At 56.8% G+C, this 20,212-nt stretch carries 17 protein-coding genes; 8 read left to right on the top strand and 9 right to left on the bottom strand.

Annotated elements, in window-relative coordinates; translation table 11 throughout:
- Nucleotides 1-95: 95 nt before the first annotated feature.
- Together B2A78_RS01935 and B2A78_RS01930 are read left to right on the top strand one after the other, a co-directional pair.
- Nucleotides 96-470, top strand: coding sequence for a 3D domain-containing protein (locus tag B2A78_RS01935; protein WP_077728225.1), 375 nt, complete (start codon nucleotides 96-98; stop codon nucleotides 468-470).
- 84 nt (nucleotides 471-554) lie between these two features.
- Complete coding sequence (locus B2A78_RS01930) at nucleotides 555-698, top strand: DUF3309 family protein (RefSeq protein WP_077728224.1); 144 nt, start codon at nucleotides 555-557, stop codon at nucleotides 696-698.
- A 68-nt stretch (nucleotides 699-766) separates the two neighbouring features.
- On the opposite strand, the gene B2A78_RS01925 is transcribed toward B2A78_RS01930, so the two are convergent.
- Nucleotides 767-2,221 (bottom strand): amidohydrolase family protein, encoded by a 1,455-nt coding sequence (locus B2A78_RS01925; RefSeq protein ID WP_077728223.1) that lies wholly within the window; start codon nucleotides 2,219-2,221, stop codon nucleotides 767-769.
- A gap of 164 nt (nucleotides 2,222-2,385) precedes the next feature.
- On the opposite strand from B2A78_RS01925, the gene B2A78_RS01920 reads away from it, so the two are divergent.
- Entirely contained in the window at nucleotides 2,386-3,045 is a 660-nt protein-coding gene (locus tag B2A78_RS01920) for a hypothetical protein (RefSeq protein ID WP_077728222.1), read from the top strand.
- Nucleotides 3,046-3,897: 852 nt separating this feature from the next.
- On the opposite strand, the gene B2A78_RS01915 is transcribed toward B2A78_RS01920, so the two are convergent.
- Complete coding sequence (locus B2A78_RS01915; RefSeq protein ID WP_077728221.1) at nucleotides 3,898-4,221, bottom strand: RNA-binding protein; 324 nt, start codon at nucleotides 4,219-4,221, stop codon at nucleotides 3,898-3,900.
- 433 nt (nucleotides 4,222-4,654) lie between these two features.
- Between B2A78_RS01915 and B2A78_RS01910 the strand changes: the two genes are divergently transcribed.
- Nucleotides 4,655-5,539, top strand: a complete 885-nt coding sequence (locus tag B2A78_RS01910; RefSeq protein WP_077728220.1) for a DMT family transporter — start codon at nucleotides 4,655-4,657, stop codon at nucleotides 5,537-5,539.
- On the opposite strand, the gene B2A78_RS01905 is transcribed toward B2A78_RS01910, so the two are convergent.
- From B2A78_RS01905 to rpmH, 7 genes are all read right to left on the bottom strand, one after another.
- Complete coding sequence (locus B2A78_RS01905; protein WP_077728219.1) at nucleotides 5,522-8,554, bottom strand: EAL domain-containing protein; 3,033 nt, start codon at nucleotides 8,552-8,554, stop codon at nucleotides 5,522-5,524. The two genes, B2A78_RS01910 and B2A78_RS01905, sit on opposite strands and share 18 nt — an antisense overlap.
- A 124-nt stretch (nucleotides 8,555-8,678) precedes the next feature.
- Complete coding sequence (locus B2A78_RS01900; RefSeq protein WP_077728218.1) at nucleotides 8,679-9,980, bottom strand: MFS transporter; 1,302 nt, start codon at nucleotides 9,978-9,980, stop codon at nucleotides 8,679-8,681.
- Between the two features lie 109 nt (nucleotides 9,981-10,089).
- Nucleotides 10,090-11,436, bottom strand: coding sequence for a tRNA uridine-5-carboxymethylaminomethyl(34) synthesis GTPase MnmE (gene mnmE, locus B2A78_RS01895; protein ID WP_077728217.1), 1,347 nt, complete (start codon nucleotides 11,434-11,436; stop codon nucleotides 10,090-10,092).
- A gap of 124 nt (nucleotides 11,437-11,560) precedes the next feature.
- Entirely contained in the window at nucleotides 11,561-13,198 is a 1,638-nt protein-coding gene (gene yidC, locus B2A78_RS01890; protein ID WP_077728216.1) for a membrane protein insertase YidC, read from the bottom strand.
- Between the two features lie 2 nt (nucleotides 13,199-13,200).
- Entirely contained in the window at nucleotides 13,201-13,425 is a 225-nt protein-coding gene (gene yidD, locus B2A78_RS01885; RefSeq protein WP_077728215.1) for a membrane protein insertion efficiency factor YidD, read from the bottom strand.
- A complete protein-coding gene (rnpA, locus tag B2A78_RS01880) occupies nucleotides 13,380-13,775 on the bottom strand; it encodes a ribonuclease P protein component (protein ID WP_077728214.1) in 396 nt (131 codons plus the stop codon). Before rnpA ends, yidD begins: the two co-directional genes overlap by 46 nt.
- Before the next feature lie 3 nt (nucleotides 13,776-13,778).
- Nucleotides 13,779-13,913: a 50S ribosomal protein L34 gene (gene rpmH / locus B2A78_RS01875; RefSeq protein WP_077728213.1), complete on the bottom strand. Its 135-nt coding sequence runs from the start codon at nucleotides 13,911-13,913 to the stop codon at nucleotides 13,779-13,781.
- 184 nt (nucleotides 13,914-14,097) lie between these two features.
- Here rpmH and dnaA point away from each other — a divergent pair, with 184 nt between their 5' ends.
- The 4 genes from dnaA (at nucleotide 14,098) to gyrB (ending at nucleotide 20,184) form a co-directional block, all read left to right on the top strand.
- A complete protein-coding gene (gene dnaA, locus B2A78_RS01870; RefSeq protein ID WP_077728212.1) occupies nucleotides 14,098-15,423 on the top strand; it encodes a chromosomal replication initiator protein DnaA in 1,326 nt (441 codons plus the stop codon).
- Between the two features lie 73 nt (nucleotides 15,424-15,496).
- The gene (gene dnaN / locus B2A78_RS01865; RefSeq protein WP_077728211.1) at nucleotides 15,497-16,600 is read left to right on the top strand and encodes a DNA polymerase III subunit beta; all 1,104 of its coding nucleotides are present in this window, start codon (nucleotides 15,497-15,499) and stop codon (nucleotides 16,598-16,600) included.
- Nucleotides 16,601-16,681: 81 nt separating this feature from the next.
- Nucleotides 16,682-17,752: a DNA replication/repair protein RecF gene (gene recF, locus B2A78_RS01860; protein WP_077728210.1), complete on the top strand. Its 1,071-nt coding sequence runs from the start codon at nucleotides 16,682-16,684 to the stop codon at nucleotides 17,750-17,752.
- Nucleotides 17,753-17,766: 14 nt separating this feature from the next.
- Nucleotides 17,767-20,184 (top strand): DNA topoisomerase (ATP-hydrolyzing) subunit B, encoded by a 2,418-nt coding sequence (gene gyrB, locus B2A78_RS01855; protein ID WP_077728344.1) that lies wholly within the window; start codon nucleotides 17,767-17,769, stop codon nucleotides 20,182-20,184.
- The last annotated feature ends 28 nt before the right edge of the window (nucleotides 20,185-20,212 follow it).

Below are 20,212 nucleotides of genomic sequence, written 5' to 3'. Positions count from 1 at the left end.
TGCCGATCGACGAGGTGAACCCGAAAGACGAACAAATGTCTACAAGATTATGGCTCGGGAAATGGGCCTGAAGGATCCAATGGAAGTTCACGGATATGGATACGAAGCGCACATCATTTGGCGCTTTGCTGCTTGTAATAGTGCTATGGTTGGCTGATCCTTTGCAAGCGAAATCCATGACTGTAACTGCCACCGCTTACAATTCCGTCGTTGCGCAAACCGACAGCACACCTCATATCGGTGCCTGCAACAAACCCATTGAATCCAAACGCAACGTCATTGCTGTCTCACGCGATCTTTTCGAGATGGGGCTCAATTGCGGAACGAAGGTTAAAGTCCATGGCGTGGGTGAATTCGTCGTGCTGGACCGTATGCACGACAGATGGGAACGGCGAATCGATATTCACATGGGCAAAAAATTGGGAAAAGCGGTAGCTTGGGGCGAGAGAAAAGTCAGAATCTCGTGGTAATCTCCGAGACCGAGCCTCGCGAATGGATCTGACCTTCGGCTTTGGCTCTGGCATTCAAGGGATGTTTTTGTATGGAGACCTTCGATGGAAACGATTTTATTGATAGTTCTGATCCTGCTGATTTTCGGGCTCCTTCCCACGTGGCCGTACAGTAGAGGATGGGGTTATTACCCGAGCGGCATCGTGGGCATCATTCTGATCATCATCGTATTGATGATTTTGTTGTAATCATCGGACCTTCGGCGAAAAGCGGTACTTGAATCGGGCTTCGGCCGAGCGAGACTCTAAACTGCGGCTCACAACGGTCCTCCCCTGAGCCGCAGCAGGTCGAAAAACTCCCGCCTCGTCTTCGGTCCGTAGCTGGCGAAACTGGGCTCTGGGTGTTCCAGGTACACTTGCTTGATGCCGGCGACGCGGTCGGAAGCGGTGCGCCTTTTTATTTCCTCCGTCGAGATGCCGTAGGGCTTGGCGGCATTCAAGCCGAACACTTTGGTCCGCAATTCCGCAGTAATCTCCGGATAGCCGTGGCGTTCTCTAAGGGGTTCGCCGATCTGGAACGCACGGAAAGCCTGAATCTGGTCTTGGGGGCTGCCGTACCAGATCGAATCGGTTCCCCACAGCACGTTGTTTTCGCCCACGTATTTGAACAGCTTGCCGAGCACATGGGCGGCCTGGCCGGGGTCTCGCATCAGCAGCTTCCAGGTGCTGCCGAGTTCCGCGTAAACATTGCTGTTCGGCGGAATGCCGTTGTCCTGGACGCTCTTGATGAGCGAATCCACACCTGCCGAAGCGTTATTGGGATCGTAGCGCCCTTCCTTGCGTTTCGGCTCGTAGCCGGAGTGATAGACGATAAAGGCGACGTCCGGAAAGCGTTTGGCCACCACGCCGATGTCGCGGCAGGTGGAATGCGTATAGTCGAGGCCGAACAGGGGAAGCCCTTTGTGTATGCAAATCACTTTCACGCCCAGACTGCGCGCTTTTTCGATGAAGGGAATCCCGACGTTGGGATCGTCCAGCCAATACCCTTTTCCCGAGGGTCCCCACTGGGTATAGGTTTTCCAGGCGGCGACGCCGTATTTTTCCTTTTGCATGGACATCGCATCGATTTCGCCCGGCAGGTTGGGACGGACCAAACCGTGGATCAGCAGCCGGTGTGAGCCTTTCAGGGCGTCCACCGTGGCCCGCGTGGCGGCGGCGTCTTCTATGGTCAAGGGATCGTCCCCCGGAGCTGCCGGGACGGCGGAGAGGACCGCCATGGTGGTGTCGCTGTCAAGGAATACTTCTCGGATGAAATGCTCCGCCGAGAAGCACTCGATGGCGCCGTCGCCGCAATCGGATTGCGGAAAGAACCGGAGGCTATACGTCCAGCGATTGGTCGGTTTTCGCCACGGCCCTTCGGGATTCACGTGGTGTCCCTGAATGTCAAAGATGAACTCCTTTCCACCCAAAGCCGCTTGGGCCAGGTCCGGTTCGTAGGCCGCTTCTACCGGAATTTCGTATCGTCCTCCGGTTCGGCCGAAAGCGGCGAATGCCTGATTCATGGCCAGCAGCGTCGTTGCCGCGCCCGATGCCGACTTAAGAAACGCCCGTCGGGTCATGCCGAGCCGTCGCGATACTCTCGAAACCTGTTCGTGGGCTAGCCGTTTCGCAATGACGACCGGGTCGGTCAGCGGCATCGGCAGGTATTCGCCATTGGTGGCGGTATCCAGTTTGACGGGCAAACGTCTACCCTCCGGATCAATAGGCGCCATGAAGTTCTCCTTGCTCGATTCGATTCACCGTTTCGAAATCTACTTATGAGACTTGCGATCAAAACGCTTTGTTTCACCAGAAGGCGATTTCTGCCGTTCGCCCTAAGCTTTGCTTTATCATGCAGAGCCAAGTCGAAGATCCATAACGTCCGGGAGACACTTTCATGCCCATCAGATTCACCCTCGCTATCGTCGCGTTGATTCTGCTGCTATTCGGCTGCAGCCGCGACGAGCTTGAATTGAAGTTACAGCTCGACGCGCCGGGCGGTTTGCAGCCGGGAGACGCTGTTGTCATTCGGAACCAGAGCGTGGGCAGGGTCACGGACGTGGAAGCAACAGGGCAAAGCGGTTACGTGGCAAAGCTCGCCATCGAGCCCGGGTTTGCTGCGGAGGTCACTCAGAGCGCCCGTTTCGTAGTGGACGAAGACCCTGATAATTCCGAAAGGCGTCGTGTCGAAATTCAGCCGGCGAACGCGGGTGACGCGCCTTTGGCGGATGGTGCCACGGTTCGTGGTTCTGTCGGACAGACACCGCTTTTTCCTCTGGGGGAAATCTTGCGCAGCTTCACCGAGGGGCTCGGTATTCTTCGCGAGCAGGTGGAGCGCTTCGAGTCCGATATGCGGCGGGTGCCGGAATCGGAGGAGGCGCAAAAGCTGCGGGACGAATGGGCACGGTTATTGGGCGAGATACAAAGAGCGCAGGCTGCTACCGAAGAGTCCATCAAGAAGGATTTGTTGCCCAAGCTTCAACAGGAACTACAGCAGCTGGAAGACCAACTGCGGTCTCTTGAAGCAACGCCCAGAAAAAAGCCGCAGACGATATGAGGCCGGAGTCACGGGTTTTTAGGGCATTTCCGGAGCGAAGCGACGCAAAAAACGTCTTCGGAATTCCGTTTCTTGCTCCGACTCATGTCAAGCTTTCGTACATACGAAGGCGTACGTATTTGTCTTGGGGCTATATGCGGGTTTAATGAAGCCACCTGAAACCGGGAGCGCAGGGTTTCGGTTTCAGGTCCGGAACAGTGGACGTTCCGGTAGGGATTAGGATGTTGCGAAGGGACTTAGGGATGTCGCGAGGAACAGGATGTTCCGAACGGAATAAGGATATTCCGTGCAGGATTTGGAACGCGAACGGACTTAAGGATATCGCAGTAGGAAAGGGATGTTCCGAACGGACTCGGGATGTTTCGAAGGGAATCGGGGCATTCTGATCCGGAATTCTTCAGCGGACCAAACTTATTTCTTAGTGACAGCGGATGTCGACCCTGAACAGGGATGTTCCCCCTATGGCTGTCTCGTCGGAAGCGCGCTGGTTTTCCATAAAACGCCGATGCGACTGAGATGTCGCCTATTGTTGGGTTCCTGAGACAACTATAACTGCCGGTCCACCGTATCCCGCGCCGGAGCCGAAGGCCGCTGGTCCGCGGGGATTGTTTTTTCGATCCGACAGTCGACCGACGCTGCTCGGCCTGCGTGGTAAGCCGCAAAAGGCTTGGTACGGTCAAGCTTCGATATTTGCTTGATGGCCTAGGGCGACCGACAAGCGAAAACAATGGTACGCAAGCCCGAAACTGTTTCTGAACCGTTTTAGCGGTCGGCAGAAAGCAGTTCGGGCCAGCGTTGCAGAGCAGGCCGCATCGAAACAACCTGCTCTTGAAGATGTTTCTCGGCTACCGGTTAGTAACCGCGACGCTGACCGCCGAAGCCACCACCGCCACCGCCACCACCGCGACGTTGAGTAGAACCGCCACGGTTGTTTTCGCGGGGACGCGCTTCATTGACGGTAATGGAACGGCCGCCGAATTCGGTCTGATTTAATTTATCGATAGCTTCCTGCCCCCCCCGGCTGTCCATCACGACAAAGCCGAAGCCCTTGGATTGTCCGGTAAAGCGATCGGTGATCAGATTAACCGATTGAACCTCGCCATACTGGGAGAACAGCCCACGAAGCTCGTCTTCCGTGGTCTGGAATGATAAGTTGCCTACATAAATATTCTTCATTTGAAAATAACTCCCGCTCCGACACGCGCCGGAACATCAACAAACAAAACCGGCCTCCAAGGCCGAGGACAAACCTACGAGTTACTTCTTGAGGTATGAGGCGAGGACTTCGGGAACAGAGCGAGAACGACGCCGGATCCAGGAAGGAATTACCAAATGCCGCTGAAGGAACGTGTCAGGTTCCCGAACTCTAGCATGAGGATATGGCTTTGCCTATGGTTATTTCTACGAATCCCGCATCGGGCAAAAGTATGTCTGTGCCGGTTATGATTTGATTCGATCCGAGGGAAAATCCGGACGACGATGGTGGATTTGCAATCCGTCCCGTTATCGGGAAACATTCGCCCAAGCCCTCAAAACTCTTCATAAAACAGATCCACTCTTGATTTCCAACCATCCCCATCGAACCGCCTGTTGCGCGGAAGGCGGCCGTATGTGGCAAGGACGAATGCGCGGACTGGCCTACATGGTCATTGCCGCTTTCCTGTTTTCGGTGATGGGAGTAGGTGTGTACGGCGCGGCCCTAACCGTCCCTCCGGTTGCTGCGCCTATGGTTAGTTTCATTCGGGTGACGGTGAATCTCGTCATCCTCGTGGCGCCGGCGCTGTGGTTCAAGCAGGGATGGGCCTTATTCGGCGACCGGCGGGCTTCGCTGTGGTTGCGCGGTCTATTCGGTGCGGTCTCGCTGATGCTCTCGTTCGCGGCTATTCAGCGGATCGGGCCCGGCGAGAGCGCGTTTTTGTCGGCGAGCAGCGGCGTGTTCGTGGCTCTGTTGGGGCCCGCCGTTTTATCGCAGCGAAACCCGCTGTCCGTCTGGCTGGCCATATTCGGCTCGCTCGCAGGCCTTTTTCTGCTATTTCAGCCGAGGCTCGGCCCTTCGGACTTTCTCGGGCGGGCTATGGCGCTGGGGTCCGGATTTCTGGCCGCTCTGGCGTACTTGATGGTTGCCCGCGCCGGCCGGAGTAATCCGCCGCAGGCCGTGGTTTTCTATTTCTGCCTGGTCGCTGTGGCGATTCATCTGGTTTATTTCGGAATTTATGGCGTCCTTTGGCCGTCCACGCAGAATGCTTGGGGCTGGGTGATGCTCGCGGGGATTTCCGGCAGCGGTGCCCAGTTGTACATGACGCGAGCCTATCAAATGGCCCCGGCCGCCTTGGTCAGCTCCGTGGGCTACATCGGTCCGGTTATGAGCGTGATTTGGGGCGTGTTGCTGTTCGCGAAGATCCCCGATCAGAAAGCCCTGGCCGGTTGCACGCTGGTCTTGCTTTGCGGAGTCTTCCTGCCGTTCTCGGCCGTCCGTTCACGTGCCGAGAAATGAGAGGTCGACTGCGTTGGCGGGCACCGGGCGGGGGGCGAAACTGAACTCGGAAGACGGAACCGACTTGCCGAATAAATAACCCTGGCCCAGTTGACACCCTTCTGCGGCGAGAAACGCGTGTTGCGCCGCCGTTTCCACACCCTCTGCGATCAACTCCAGGCGGAGCGAGCGAGCCATTGCCGCAATCGCCCGAATGATCGCGTCATTATTCTCGTGTGGCACATCCATGACGAAGGATTGGTCGATCTTCAGGCGATGCACGGGCAATTGTTTCAAATAGCCCAGGCTGGAATAGCCGGTGCCGAAATCGTCGACCGCCAGATTCACGCCGAGTGTGCGCAAGTCTTCGAGAATGCGCAGCGTTTTCTCGGTCTGCTGCATGACGACGGTTTCGGTAATCTCGACCTCCAGATATCGCGCGTCGAGGCCGGTTTCCGCGAGTGTGTGGGAGACGAGTTCGACCAGATCCGAATCGTGTAATTGCTGACTGGAGACATTGACGGCGATTTGCTGGAAGGAAAACCCGTGATCGAGCCAGCTCTTGGCCTGGCGGCACGCTTCGCGAAGCACGAATTCGCCGATTTGGCAGATGATTCCGCTTTCCTCGGCGAGCGGGATGAATTTGGTGGGCGATACCAGACCGATTTCCGGATGGCGCCACCGTACTAGCGCTTCGGCTCCCGATACGGTGCCGTCGAGCAAATTGATTTGGGGTTGATAAAAGACTTCAAGCTCGCCCCGTTTGAGCGCCTGGCGTAATTGGGTTTCCAGCCGCACTTTTTCCAGGACCTCCTGGGTCAGCGATTTGCTGTAGAACTGAAAGCGATTCCGTCCCAGCCGCTTGGCGTGATACATCGCCGCATCGGCATGCCGAATCAGGTCGTCGGTACCTTTCGCATCGTCCGGATAAATGCTGATGCCGATGCTGGGGGTGATGAACAAATCGTGTTCGTCGACACGGACCGGCTCGCTGAGCGCGTTGACCAGCACTTCGGCGAGTATCGCCGCGCACGCCGGGGTCTTGATGTGCTCCTGGGCGATGGCGAATTCGTCGCCCCCCAGTCTGGCTACGGTATCGTTCTCGTGGACGGCGGAAGTGAGTCGCGACGCAATCTCGCACAGCAACTGATCACCCACGGCATGGCCCAGGCTGTCGTTGATGTTCTTGAAACGGTCCAGGTCTATGAATAGGACGGCCACCCGATGTCCTTCGCGATGGGCGTGGGATAAGGCGTGATCCACCCGATCCGTGAACAGCAGGCGGTTGGGCAATTGGGTGAGGACATCGTGGTGCGCGAGTTGGAACAATTGCTTCTCGAATTGCTTGACGCCGCTGATATCCGAAACCACGGCGACATAGTTCAGAATCTGGCCGTCCCGATCGCGAATCGCGCTGACGTTCTCGAGGGCAGGAAAGATTTCGCCGTTCTTGCGCCGGTTCCAGAGCTCGCCGCGCCACTGCCCGGTTGTCCGGATCGCGGCCCAAAGCTCTTTGTAAACAGCGCCGTTGTGTCGCTTGGACTGCCAAAGACGCGGCGTCTTGCCGAGCAAATCGGATTCGGAATAGTCGGTAATCGCGGTAAACGCCCGGTTGACGGCAACGATTCGAGTTTCGGCATCGGTAATGACGATCCCTTCGGTGGTATTTTCGAATGCCGCTTGGGCGAGACGGAGCTCGGTTTCGATCCGTTTTTCCGCGGTTATGTCGCGGGTGATGCCGTCAAGGCGAGTGCGTTCTCCGGCCGCATCGGTAACGGGATAACCCATATCGTGGACCCAACGGATCTCTCCGTCGGCGCGAACGATCCGGTACACGGCATCGAAGTTGGCGCCTTGGAGGAGATCGGCGAATCCGGCATGAACGAACGGGCGGTCGTCCGGGTGAACAACATTCAGCCAGAGTTCCGGATCGGCATAGAATTCCTCCGGTTTATGGCCGTAAATATTTTCGACGACTTTGTTGACGAACAGCACTTTTTCGCCATCCGGAGAGACGCTCCACACGGCATCCCGCATGTTGATCAGAATGCTCTCCAGATATTCGCGCTCTTGCTCGAGCTGCCGCGTCGATTCCACGACCCGTTGCTCGAGAAGCTCTCCGCGGTTGCGCAGCATGGACTGCGTGGACTTTTGCTCGGCCACCAACGCCGACATGACGTACGTGGTGCCGCCGACGATGAGTATGAAGGCGTCGAGCAGCAGAAAAGAGGCGTTCGTCGGGTACTGGGAAAATGGCCCGATTCCGTTCGCCGTGCTCGCCGCCGCGATCAGAACGTTGAGGGCCAAGGTCGAAGCGATGGCAAGCGGGCCGAAGCGGAAAGCCGCCCAAATGAGAGTGGGAATGGTGAGAAAGACCAACGGATAGTGAGCGGTATCCGGGTGCAGCCATCCGCCGAAGGCATAAAGCCCGGTCAATACTGTCAGCACTGTATGGAGTGCCTGTTCCAAGCTTAAAGCTTCAAGCTTAGAGCGCGCGGCCAACGCCAGAAAAAGCGGGGCCACCACAAGCGCTCCGCTGGCATTGCCCAGCCACCAGGTCCACCATAGATCGCAAATCGGGCGGGATGCATTTGGTTCCAACAGCATCACGCTCAAGCTTCCGATGCCGGCGCTGATAAGAGGAGCAGCCAGCACGCCGAACGTCAAAAAGCGAAATACGTTCCGAACCGTACAAAATATCCGGTCCGAGGGCACGGCGCGGGCGATCCATGCGGCTCCGGCGACGGCCTCGAGCGTGTTGCCGACGGCGATGGGGAATGCGGAAAGCCACGCACCGGTCGTGAGATTGACTGCCAGGGCGCCGAGAAAAACGCCAGGCCACCAGCGTCGGCCGAAGGCGAGACACACGGCCAGGGCGAGGCCGGTCGGAGGCCAGATGGGAGTGACTTTGACGTGGACTGTCGCCAGCAACAGAGCGGATTTCGCCGTCAGAAAATAGGACGCGGCGAAAATGACCAAGCTGAGCGGATAAGTGAGCCGCCCGCTCGTAAGCTTGGGTCGGGAGACGGATGCCATCGTTTTTGAATGTCAGATGCTAAACGAGCCGCGAGGCGGAGTTATCGGCCGAAGACTTTAAACATAACCCGCGATAAATGAAAGCTCGTTTCGCCCGGAAACCAGATTTGGACTTGCCGGGGACTCAGGGGTGTCGTCGTTTACCGGAACGGCGTTTCGGTTTAATGCTGTTCCTCTTGTCGGAAGACGGTGTTTCGACCATGCGGTGCGGGAAACGATCCATTGTGCGCAAATCGGGAAAGCCGTACATCCAAACTATGGCGACGGCCAGTGTGACCGCTCCCCCGACGATAATGGCGGGAGTGAGGCCGAACCAAGCGGCGGTCAGGCCGGATTCGAATTCGCCCAGTTCGTTCGAAGCGCCGATGAAGACGGAATTGACGGCGCTCACTCGCCCGCGAATCGCGTCGGGCGTTTCGAGCTGGACCAGCATATGGCGGATGTAAACGCTGACCATGTCACCGGCGCCCAGCAAGAAAAGCGCGGCGAGCGACAAGGGAAAACTCGTCGACAGGCCGAGCACGATGATAGCCGCCCCGAACACAGCGACGCCGCCGAACATCCAGCGTCCGACGTGTCGGGAGATGGGCGCGAAGGCGAGCAACATGGCAGTCAGGGCGGCGCCGGCTCCGGGTGCGGTGCGAAGCAGGCCCAACCCGGTCGGGCCTACGTGCAGAATATCGCTGGCATAGGCCGGCAGTAGCGCCGTGGCGCCGCCGAACAGAACGGCGAACAAATCGAGCGAAATGGCGCCGAATACGGTGGGCCGCGAACGTACGAAGTGCAAGCCGTCCAGAACGGTATGCCAGCTCATGGGTTCGCGGCCGTTGGTCCGCCGGGGAAGGCTGCGCATCGACAGAATCAGGATTGCCGAGAGTCCGAGCAGCACCGACACCGTCGTGTAGACAGTCATGGGCCCCGCAAGATATAGGACGCCGCCGAGTGCCGGACCCGCAATCACCGCCAGTTGAAAGCTCGATGAACTGAGCGCTACGGCATTGCTGAAGCTTTCGGCGGGGACCAGATTGATTACGATCGCCTGGCTGGACGGCATCATGAACGCCCGCGCCGATCCGTAGAGCGCCATGACGGCAAATACCGGCCACACGACCTTTAGGCCAGTTAGGGTGAACCCGATCAGCAATAGGCCGCATAGCATTTCCACGGCATAACAGAGCATGATGATGCGGCGCCGGTCGAAGCGGTCCGCCAGTTGGCCGGCTATCAGCACGAGCGGCACGAAAGGCGCGAACTGGGCGAGCCCTACAAGTCCGAGATCGAGCGCGTCGCCGGTAAGCGCGTAGACTTGCCAACCCACGGCCACGCTTTGCATTTGCACCGCAACGGCGCCGAGAAATCGGGCGCACAGGTAAAGCACGAAATTGCGATGGCGGAGTGCGGACGTTTTGGTAGTGGATAATGACATGTATTCCGGAGAAAGTTGTCAGCGCGCGTGGATGGCTGGGGTCGAGCTTGCGCCCCGGTGGGCGAGCGGAACGCCTTCCGGAGGTTCGGAGCGCGAACTCGACAGCCCGCTACTTGCCAATGCAAAAACTGGCGAAAATCCGGCCTAAAAGGTCTTCGTTCGTGAATTCGCCGGTGATTTCCGATAAGGCGTTTTGAGCTTCGCGAAGGTCTTCGGCGAGGAGTTCGGCGGCGCGGATTTGGAGTTGCGTTTCGGCGTTCTCGATGAGGCTTTCGGCACGGCTTAGCGCATCGAGATGGCGGCGGCGGGCGATGAAAACATCGTTCGCCTCACTGTCGTAGCCCATCGAGGCTTTGAGGTGTTTACGAAGATGTTCGAGGCCTTCGCCGGTCTTGGCGGATAGATACACGGCGGGACCTTTCCGTTCTTCGATGAAACCGGCCGGTTTTCCGGTGAGATCGATCTTGTTGTAGACGCGGGTGAGCGGGATGTCTGCGGGCAGGCTCTGGAGCAGGGCTTCCCCTTCTTCCGGAGTGCGATCATCGATCAACAGCAATATCCGGTCGGCCTTGTGAATTTCGTCTCGGGCCCGCCTTATGCCTTCGCGTTCGACAATATCCTCGCTCTCCCGCAGACCGGCGGTGTCCACCACGTGCAGGGGCATGCCGTCGATCTGGATATGTTCTCGCAAGGTATCGCGGGTGGTACCTGCGATTTCGGTGACGATGGCGGCTTCACGTCCCGCCAATCGGTTGAGTAGGCTGGATTTTCCGGCATTGGGGCGGCCGGCGATGACAACGGTCATGCCTTCGCGCAATAGACAGCCCTGTTGGGCGGAATGGCGGATATGCCGGAGCGTCGCCGAGAGGTCTGCGAGCTTTTCGGCAATACGGCCTTCGGACAGGAAATCGATGTCTTCGTCGACGAAGTCGATCGACGCTTCCACGTACTGCCTCAGTTCGATCAGGGCTTCGACGAGTTGGTGGATGCGGATCGAGAACTCGCCCTGGAGAGAGCGCTGCGCGGACCGGGCGGCCTGCTCTGTGGTGCTTTCGATCAAATCGGCGATGGCCTCCGCCTGGGCAAGGTCGATCCTGTCGTTGAGGAACGCCCGTTCGGTGAATTCTCCCGGGCGCGCCAGCCGAACGCCTGAGGCCAGGACGCGACGCAGCAGCAAATCGAGGACGACCGGACCGCCGTGCGCGTGCAACTCGAGGACGTCTTCGCCAGTAAAAGAATGGGGTGACGGAAAGTACAGGGCTAATCCGGTATCGAGGACCGAACCATCCAAATCATAGAAATGACCGTAGTGGGCGTAGCGCGGCTCAAGTTCTTTGCGTAGCAGCGCGCGCATCAGTGTGGGGACAGCGTTGCCGGAGATGCGGATTACGCCGATGCCGCCCCGGCCGGGAGGCGTGGCAATGGCGCCTATGGTGTCGCGAGATAATGTGTTCATGGGGTGGATTCCGGAACAAGCATTCGTTCCGGATCAAAGCAGAGAAGCCGGCGTATCGCATCGTCGCAAGGCGAAAGGTGCGCGGCAGGGGTGCGGAGCCAGCCCTGCCGCGCGAGAGATCGCGCTAGGCGTGTACGTTCCTTTCGATCTGCCGGGTGATATGCCACTGCTGGAGGATGGACAGAATGTTGTTGACCACCCAGTAGAGCACGAGTCCGGACGGGAAAAAGGCGAAGAAGCCGGTGAATATGACCGGGAAGAACTGCATCACCTTGGCTTGTACCGGATCGGCCGGTGGCGGATTGAGCTTCTGCTGGATGAACATGGAGACGCCCATGATCAGCGGAAGAATGAAATAGGGGTCCTTGGCGGACAGGTCGTTCAGCCAAAGGGCGAACGGCGCCTGACGCATTTCCACGCTTTCGATGAGAACCCAATACAGGGCGATGAACACGGGGATCTGGACCAGGATCGGCAAACAGCCGCCCAGCGGGTTGACCTTTTCCTTCCGATACAGCTCCATCATCGCCATGTTGAACTTCTGCTTGTCGTCGGCATGACGCTCCTTCAGCTGTTGAAGCTTCGGCTGGAGCTTCCGCATTCTGGCCATGGAGCGATAGCTGGCTTGCGACAGCTTATAGAACAGGGCCTTGAGCGTGATGGTGACGAACACGATCGCCCATCCCCAATTGTTGAAAATTTTGTGGAACTGTTCCAGGAGCCAGAAAATGGGTTTGGCGACAATGGTCAGCCCGCCGTAATCCACCGTCAGGTCCAGGCCCGGTGCCGTTTGCTCCAACACTCGCTGGAGTTTGGGGCCGGCGAACAAATTAGCCTTGAAGACTTTCTCTTCGCCCGGTTTGACCTCGAGCATGGGCGAATAGGTTCCGATGACGAAATGATTGTCGGAGAGGGCTTTGGTGTAAAAACTATGCTCTTCGCCGGCCAGCGGAATCCACGCCGCCAGGAAGTAATGCTGAATCATGGCGATCCAGCCGTCTTTGGCTTTCCGATTCAGGTTCGAATCCGCCATGTCGTCGAACGTGATCTTTTCGTACTTTTCTTCCGGAGTGTATAGTACGCCGCCGGTATAGGTCCGGACGAAAGCGTCCTGATCCTTGCTTTCGGGATTCTTCCGCTGCAACTGAACGTATTGACGCCCTTTCCATTCGGCTCCGGATTGATTGTTGACCTGCTGCTCCAGTTCGATCAGATAGCTGCCTTTGGTGAAGACCAAGGTCTTGATAATCTTGATTCCTTTGTCATTGGTCCACGTGAAAGGTATGCGGAGGGTGTCTTGGCCTTCCGCCAGCGTGTAGATATTGGCTTCAGCTTGCCATGTGCTGTGATGGGTGGGCGACAGGGCCTGTTCTCCCAGGAATCCGCTCTGCGCGATGAAAAAGTTGTTCTCATCGTTGAGCAGCCGTACTGGCTGGTCGGGCTGGTCCTTGCTCTGGGGATACTCGAGCAGATCGAGTATGCGCAGGTCGCCGCCCTTGGTGTCGATCTCTGCTCGTATGACATCCGTGGTGACGGTGACGCGCTGACGCTCGACGCCCGGAGCAGCGGACAGTTCAGGCGTCTTGGCGACGTCGTCGACGTCGCGAGCTGACTCGGGTACGTCACCTGCGACGTCCGGCGTAGTCGACCCGGATTGCGCCGTGGGCTCGGGCTTAGGCCCGTAATCCAGCTGCCATTGCTGCCACAGCATGAAGCTGAGAAATATAAAGAAGACGAAGAGAACGAACCTTAAATTATCCATTCTTATTTTCCGAATTGTTCTGGGACGGGATCAATACCGCCTTTGTGCCAAGGGTGGCATCTCAGCAGTCGCCTTGCGGCAAGATAGGAGCCCCGCAGAGATCCGAACCGCTGGATGGCGGTCAGGGCATAGCTGGAGCATGTCGGGTGGAAACGGCAATGCTGCCCCACCCAAGGGCTAATCAGGTACTGATAGAGTTTGATGAGGAAGACCAAGATGGCTTGCATCGCCTCACCAGGTTTTCCCAGTGCTTATGCAATGAGCTTCGGATTGTGTCATGGTCTGCCTGAATTGCGGCGCTGCGCGCCATTACCACAAAATCGACTCCGCCGAGCAGCGACTGCTGCAGGCGGAAGCTTTCGCGGATGAGGCGCTTGATGCGGTTGCGATCGGCGGCGTTACGGATTTGTCGTCTGGCGATAGCCAACCCGAGGCGCGGATAATCCCTACCGTTGGTTCGCGCGAGCACGGTTAAGTATTGGTCTGCGGACTTGCAGGGCTGCTCGAAAACGCGCTGGAAATCGGCGGCGGTACTTAAGCGGCGCGTTCGGGGGAAGCCGTAGCTAGGCGACGCCAAACGTCAGACGGTAAGCCGTTTACGACCTTTCGCGCGGCGCGCACTCAAAACCAAACGTCCGCCACGGGTTTTCATGCGCGCACGAAAGCCGTGGGTCCGGACACGCTTTATCTTGCTGGGCTGATAGGTTCTTTTCATGGTGTACCTGTTGAATTCCGCAAAGAAAATACAAAGCTGTGCATGCTAATTCACAGGCGATACGGTGTCAATGCTGTGGATAAGTCGGCTGTTGCGGTATGATACTGAATTCCGTTAAAGCGCTCACGCATTTATCGCCTATGCCTTATGTCCTATTCCTCGAGCACAATAAGGGAGCTGCACAATGAGCGCGCTGTGGAATCAGTGCATGAGCAAGCTGGAAGGAGAATTGCCCCCGCAGCAGTTCAATACCTGGATCAGGCCCCTGCAAGCCGTCGAAAATGGTTCGGAGTTGAAGCTCTTGGCTCCCAACCGCTTTGTGCTCGATTGGGTAAAGCAGCATTTTATCGGCAAGATCGAAGAAGTTCTATCTGACCAGAAGATCCAGCCGCCACCCCATGTCGTTCTGGAAATCGGCACGCGAAAGCAGCAAGAAGCGTCTCCCGTCGCGCCGGCGATCAAGAGGCCGGCCAGCGTCAAGAAAGGCCTTCCCAACAATCTCAACACGGCTTTTACCTTCGATAATTTCGTCGAGGGCAAATCCAACCAGCTGGCCAAGGCCGCGTCGATTCAAGTGGCGCAGAACGTCGGACGGGCCTACAACCCCCTCTTTATTTACGGCGGTGTGGGTCTGGGGAAGACCCATCTTATGCACGCTATCGGAAATGAAATTCTAAGGGCGAACTCCTCGGCAAACATCGTCTATTTGCATTCGGAGCGCTTCGTTTCCGACATGGTCAAGGCCTTGCAGCATAATGCGATCGGCGCCTTCAAGGAGTATTACCGGACGGTCGATGCCTTGTTGATCGACGATATTCAGTTTTTTGCCGGCAAGGAACGCTCCCAGGAGGAGTTCTTTCACACATTTAACAGCCTTCTGGAAAACAAGCATCAGGTGGTCCTGACCTGCGACCGCTATCCCAAGGAAATCAAAGGCCTAGAGGAACGGTTAAAGTCGCGTTTCGGGTGGGGGCTTCCGGTAGCCATCGAGCCGCCGGATCTGGAAACCCGCGTGGCCATCCTGATGAGCAAAGCGCAGCACGCCGGCGCCGATCTGTCGCCGGAAGTGGCTTTCTTCATCGGTAAGCGAATTCGCTCGAACATTCGCGAACTGGAAGGCGCTTTGCGGCGCGTCATCGCCAATGCTCACTTCACCGGTAAGCCGATTACGCTGGAGTTTGCGAAAGAGGCCTTGCGCGATTTAATCGCGCTTCAGGACCGGATGATCAACGTTGAGAACATCCAGAAGACGGTTGCGGAATACTACAAGATCCGGGTGGCCGATCTCTTGGCCAACAAACGCACCCGCTCGGTGACGCGTCCTCGTCAGATAGCCATGGCATTGGCCAAAGAGCTGACCAATCACAGCTTGCCGGAAATCGGGCAGCAGTTCGGCGGACGGGACCACACCACGGTCTTGCACGCCTGCCGCAAGGTTCAGGAGTTAAAGGAAAGCGACAGCAAATTCGCCGAAGACTACTCGAATCTCATGCGCACATTATCGAACTAGACTTGATGGATCGGCAGTTTGAGAAGTCGGCTTTTTTCGTTCAACGAGTTCCGCATCAACATATGACCTTACTATGAAGTTCACCATAAGCCGGGAGAATTTGCTGACGCCCTTGCAACAGGTTGTCGGCGTCATCGAGCGACGCCAAACCTTGCCCATTCTGTCCAACGTTCTTTTGAAGCTGTCCGATGAGGCTTTGGAGTTGACGGGCACGGATTTGGAAGTGCAGTTGGTCACCAAGGCCGTGGTTGAAGGCAGCGATTCGGGTTCGGTTACGGTGCCGGCGCGTAAGTTCTTGGATATTTGCCGCCTTTTACCGGAAAAAAGCGTGGTGAACATCGATTGCCGGCAGGAGAAATTCGTTATCCAGTGCGGGTCCAGCCGATTCAACCTGAGTACTCTACCCGCGGAAAACTATCCGGAATTCGATGCGGGAACACCGGAGATAGAGGTCTCCATTCCGCGCAATTGCTTGAGACGCGCGCTCGAAAAGACCCTCTTTGCTATGGCGCAACAGGATGTCCGTTATTATCTGAACGGATTATTGCTGGATTTGGGCGGCCAAGTGCTGCGGGCGGTTTCTTCCGACGGACACCGTCTCGCTTTTTTTGAGCAGTCGCTGGAAAGTGGTCCGGAGGAAGGCCGGCAGATCATCGTTCCGAGAAAAGGCGTTCTGGAATTGAATCGGTTGTTGGGCGAAGGCGAGGAACCGGTAACAGTTCAAATTGCACCGAACAATCTGCGTGTCGATTTGGGGACGGTCAGCTTTGCGGCCAAGCTGATCGAAGGGAGATTTCCCGACTATCAGCGTGTCATGCCGCGCGAGCTGACGCGAGTCATTTTGGTAGACAAGGCTGCTTTCAAAGGGGCTTTGACGCGCGTCTCGGTATTGTCGAACGAGAAGTACCGGGGCGTTAGCATGGAAGTGAGCGAAGACGGCAATATGTGCCTCAAGGCGCAGAATCCTGAGCATGAAGAAGCGGAAGAAAGGTTCGCCGTCGAACTGGAAGGCAAGGATATTTCGGTCGGTTTCAATGCGTCTTATCTTTTGGACGCTATCAACAACGTGGATTCCGATAACGTTAAATTGTCGTTCACCGAGAGTGCCAACAGCTGCCTAATCGAGGATTGCGAGGATACGCAGTTCAAATTCATCGTTATGCCCATGCGTCTGTAGCGTGGGGCATTTTTCGCTAGCCGGATATGGCGGGATTACGGGCTGGTCCGTGCCTCAAGTCGTGGATGAGCGAGGACGCGTATGAGTCTGGTCAAGATTGAGGCCCATGATGTACGCAACATTGAATCCGCTGCGCTAGAGCCATCCCCGCGCCTCAACTTCATCATCGGACCCAATGCCAGCGGAAAGACTTCCTTGCTCGAGGCGGTTTATTTGTTGGGGCGAGCGCGTTCGTTTCGTACGCCCCAAATCAGTCAGGCGATCCGCTTTGGGCGAAGCGGATTAATGGTGACCGGAAAAGTTACGAGCGATACCGGCCACACGATTCCGATCGGAATTCGCATCGCTCGCGATGAGCGGGAGATCCATCTTTCGGGCAGGAAGATCCAATCCAGTGCCGAACTGATCCGTACATTTCCGGTCCTCGTCATTCAGCCTTCGAGCGGCGCTTTATTGGAGGGCGCTCCGAAGCATCGCCGCCAATTTCTCGACTGGGGAGTGTTTCACTTTGAAGAGTCGTATCTCGATTGCTGGCGACGCTACGCCAAGGCGTTGAGCCAGCGCAATATCCTGCTGCGGGAAAGGCGACTTCGCGACATTGAGCTATGGAACCGGGAGCTTGCGCGGTACGGTACAATAATACATGGTGCGCGCGAACGCTATACGGAGAGGCTTATGCCCTATTTTTTTCAAGCTGTCGCGCAGTTTTTTGCGGGCGTTAAGCTTGATTTGCACGTGCAATCGGGGTGGAACAGGAACAAGACTCTGGAAGCGGCATTGCAGGAGGATGTCGCCTCGGACATTCGCCTCGGACATACCCAATCGGGTCCCCACAAAGCCGATTTCTCCGTCGTGCTGGACGGTCGTTCGGCAAAAGCGTATCTCTCCCGCGGTCAAATGAAACTTTTGGTTTACGCGCTTTTGCTGGCCCAGTCCCTTCTGATGGAAGAGAGCGCCGGCATGAGTGCGTGCGTGCTGGTTGATGACGTGGCGTCCGAATTGGACGAAAACAACAAGAATAGACTTCTCGGTTTTTTGAAGGAGCGGCGCACCCAGTTTTTCATTACCGCCACCACGGAGGAAATGATCAAAGAGGCCATCAACGACGCCGCTGTGTTCCACGTGGAACATGGGCAAGTAAAGCAAGCGTGAATTAAGAAATGAGCATGACCAAACTCGCGAAAGATTATGACAGCTCCGCCATTAAGGTCCTGAAAGGTCTTGATGCCGTCCGCAAACGCCCTGGTATGTACATCGGCGATACCGATGACGGTTCGGGGCTTCACCATATGGTATTCGAGGTCGTGGATAATTCGATCGACGAAGCCTTGGCCGGCCACTGCAAGACGGTCCGAGTTATCGTCCACAGCGACGAATCGGTGACCGTGACGGACGATGGCCGAGGAATTCCCGTCGACATCCACGAAGAAGAGGGACGCTCTGCCGCCGAGGTTATCATGACCGTCCTGCATGCCGGAGGAAAATTCGACGACAATGCCTATAAAGTTTCCGGTGGGCTTCACGGTGTCGGCGTATCCGTCGTAAACGCATTGTCTGAGCATCTGGTCCTGGAAATTCAGCGCGGGGGCAAGCGTTACCGACAGGAGTATCGTGACGGCGTGCCGCAGGCTCCGCTGTCCGCTGTCGGCGATGCGAACGGGACCGGCACGACCATCCGCTTCAAGCCCAGCCCCATCATTTTCACCAATATCGAGTTTCATTACGAAGTTCTGGCCAAGCGCCTCCGTGAACTGTCGTTCCTGAATTCCGGAGTTCGGATTTCTCTGGAGGACGAGCGTACGGGGAAGAGCGATGTCTTCGAGTTCGAGGGCGGTATACGCGCCTTTGTCGAACATCTCAACAAGAACAAGACGCCGCTTTTCGATAAGGTGTTCTACTTCCAAACGGAAAAGGACGGTACCGGGGTCGAGGTCGCCATGCAATGGAACGACTCGTACCAGGAAAACATTTTCTGTTTCACTAACAACATCCCGCAGCGAGACGGCGGGACCCATCTCGCGGGCTTCCGCGCAGCGCTTACGCGGACCCTCAATCAATACATCGAAGATCAAGGCTTGCTGAAAAAGCAGAAGATCGCCACCTCGGGCGACGATGCGCGGGAAGGGTTGACGGCGGTACTCTCGGTAAAGGTTCCAGATCCCAAGTTTTCGTCCCAGACTAAGGACAAGCTCGTCTCGTCTGAGGTCAAGCCAGTGGTCGAATCGGCCATGGGTGAAAAGTTTCAGGAATTTCTGCTGGAAAATCCGCCGGTCGCCCGCCTGATCGCAAATAAGATGATCGATGCCGCTCGTGCGCGGGAGGCGGCTCGTAAAGCCAGGGAAATGACGCGAAGGAAAACTGCGCTGGATATCGCGGGACTTCCCGGCAAGCTGGCCGACTGCCAGGAGCGCGATCCGACTTTGTCGGAACTGTTCATCGTCGAGGGCGACTCTGCGGGTGGCTCGGCCAAGCAGGGTCGAGACCGCCGCACGCAGGCGATACTTCCGCTCAAGGGCAAGATTCTCAATGTGGAGCGGGCACGGTTCGACAAAATGCTCTCTTCGGAGGAGGTCGGTACCCTGATCACTGCGCTGGGTTGCGGCATCGGGCGGGAGGAATATGACCCGAACAAGCTGCGTTATCATCGCATCATCATCATGACGGATGCTGACATCGACGGATCTCACATACGGACGCTTCTTTTAACTTTCTTCTATCGTCAAATGCCGGAACTGATCGAGCGCGGCCATATCTACATCGCTCAACCCCCGCTCTACAAGGTCAAGAAAGGCAAACAGGAGCAGTATGTAAAGGACGATACGGAGCTCGATAACTATTTATTGCAATTGGCGCTCGAAAAGACCCGTCTGCATATCGATGAAACGACACCCCCAATACAAGGGCAGGGGTTGGAGCAGCTCGCGAGGGAATACCTGAATGTTCAGGCCCTGATCGAGCGCCTCGCCCATCGCTATGACGAGAGTTTGCTCAATCTTCTAGTTGAATATCCGGTTTTGGACGCCGCGACGATTGCTGATCGCGCGGCGTGCGAGGCGTGGTTTGCCGGTTTGGTCGCACGGTTGAATGCCCGCGATCGCAGTGCAAGCTTTACTATAGATCTGGATTTTGCGAATCAGGCCGACGGGTTTAGGGCGCATGTCAGCAAGCGGCTGCACGGCGTTCACAAGACCTTCGATATCGGCGCAGGATTTTTCAGCGGCGGCGATTACAAGCGTCTCACCACGTTCGGTCAGAAAGTGGACGGACTATTTGGTGAAAATTCGTTTATCGCCAGTGACGACAAACGGGAGCGCGTGCGGAACTTTAAGGAAGCCTTCCAGTGGATGATGACGGAAGCGAAGAGAGGTCAACATATCCAGCGTTATAAAGGACTTGGCGAGATGAATCCCGAGCAGCTTTGGGAGACGACATTGGATTCGAATACTCGCCGTTTGCTTCAGGTGAAGATCGAGGATGCGATAGCGGCCGACGAGGTCTTTTCGACGCTCATGGGCGATCAGGTCGAGCCACGACGCGATTTTATCGAGAAGAACGCGCTGGAAGTCGCGAACTTGGACGTTTGATGCGGATCGTCTTACTGGCTAGAGATCG

Origin of the sequence: Methylocaldum sp. 14B (assembly GCF_002005105.1) — a bacterium.
GTDB lineage: Bacteria > Pseudomonadota > Gammaproteobacteria > Methylococcales > Methylococcaceae > Methylocaldum.
The sequence above is the reverse complement of the archived record's forward strand: the minus strand, read 5'-3'. Positions and strand labels throughout refer to the sequence as shown.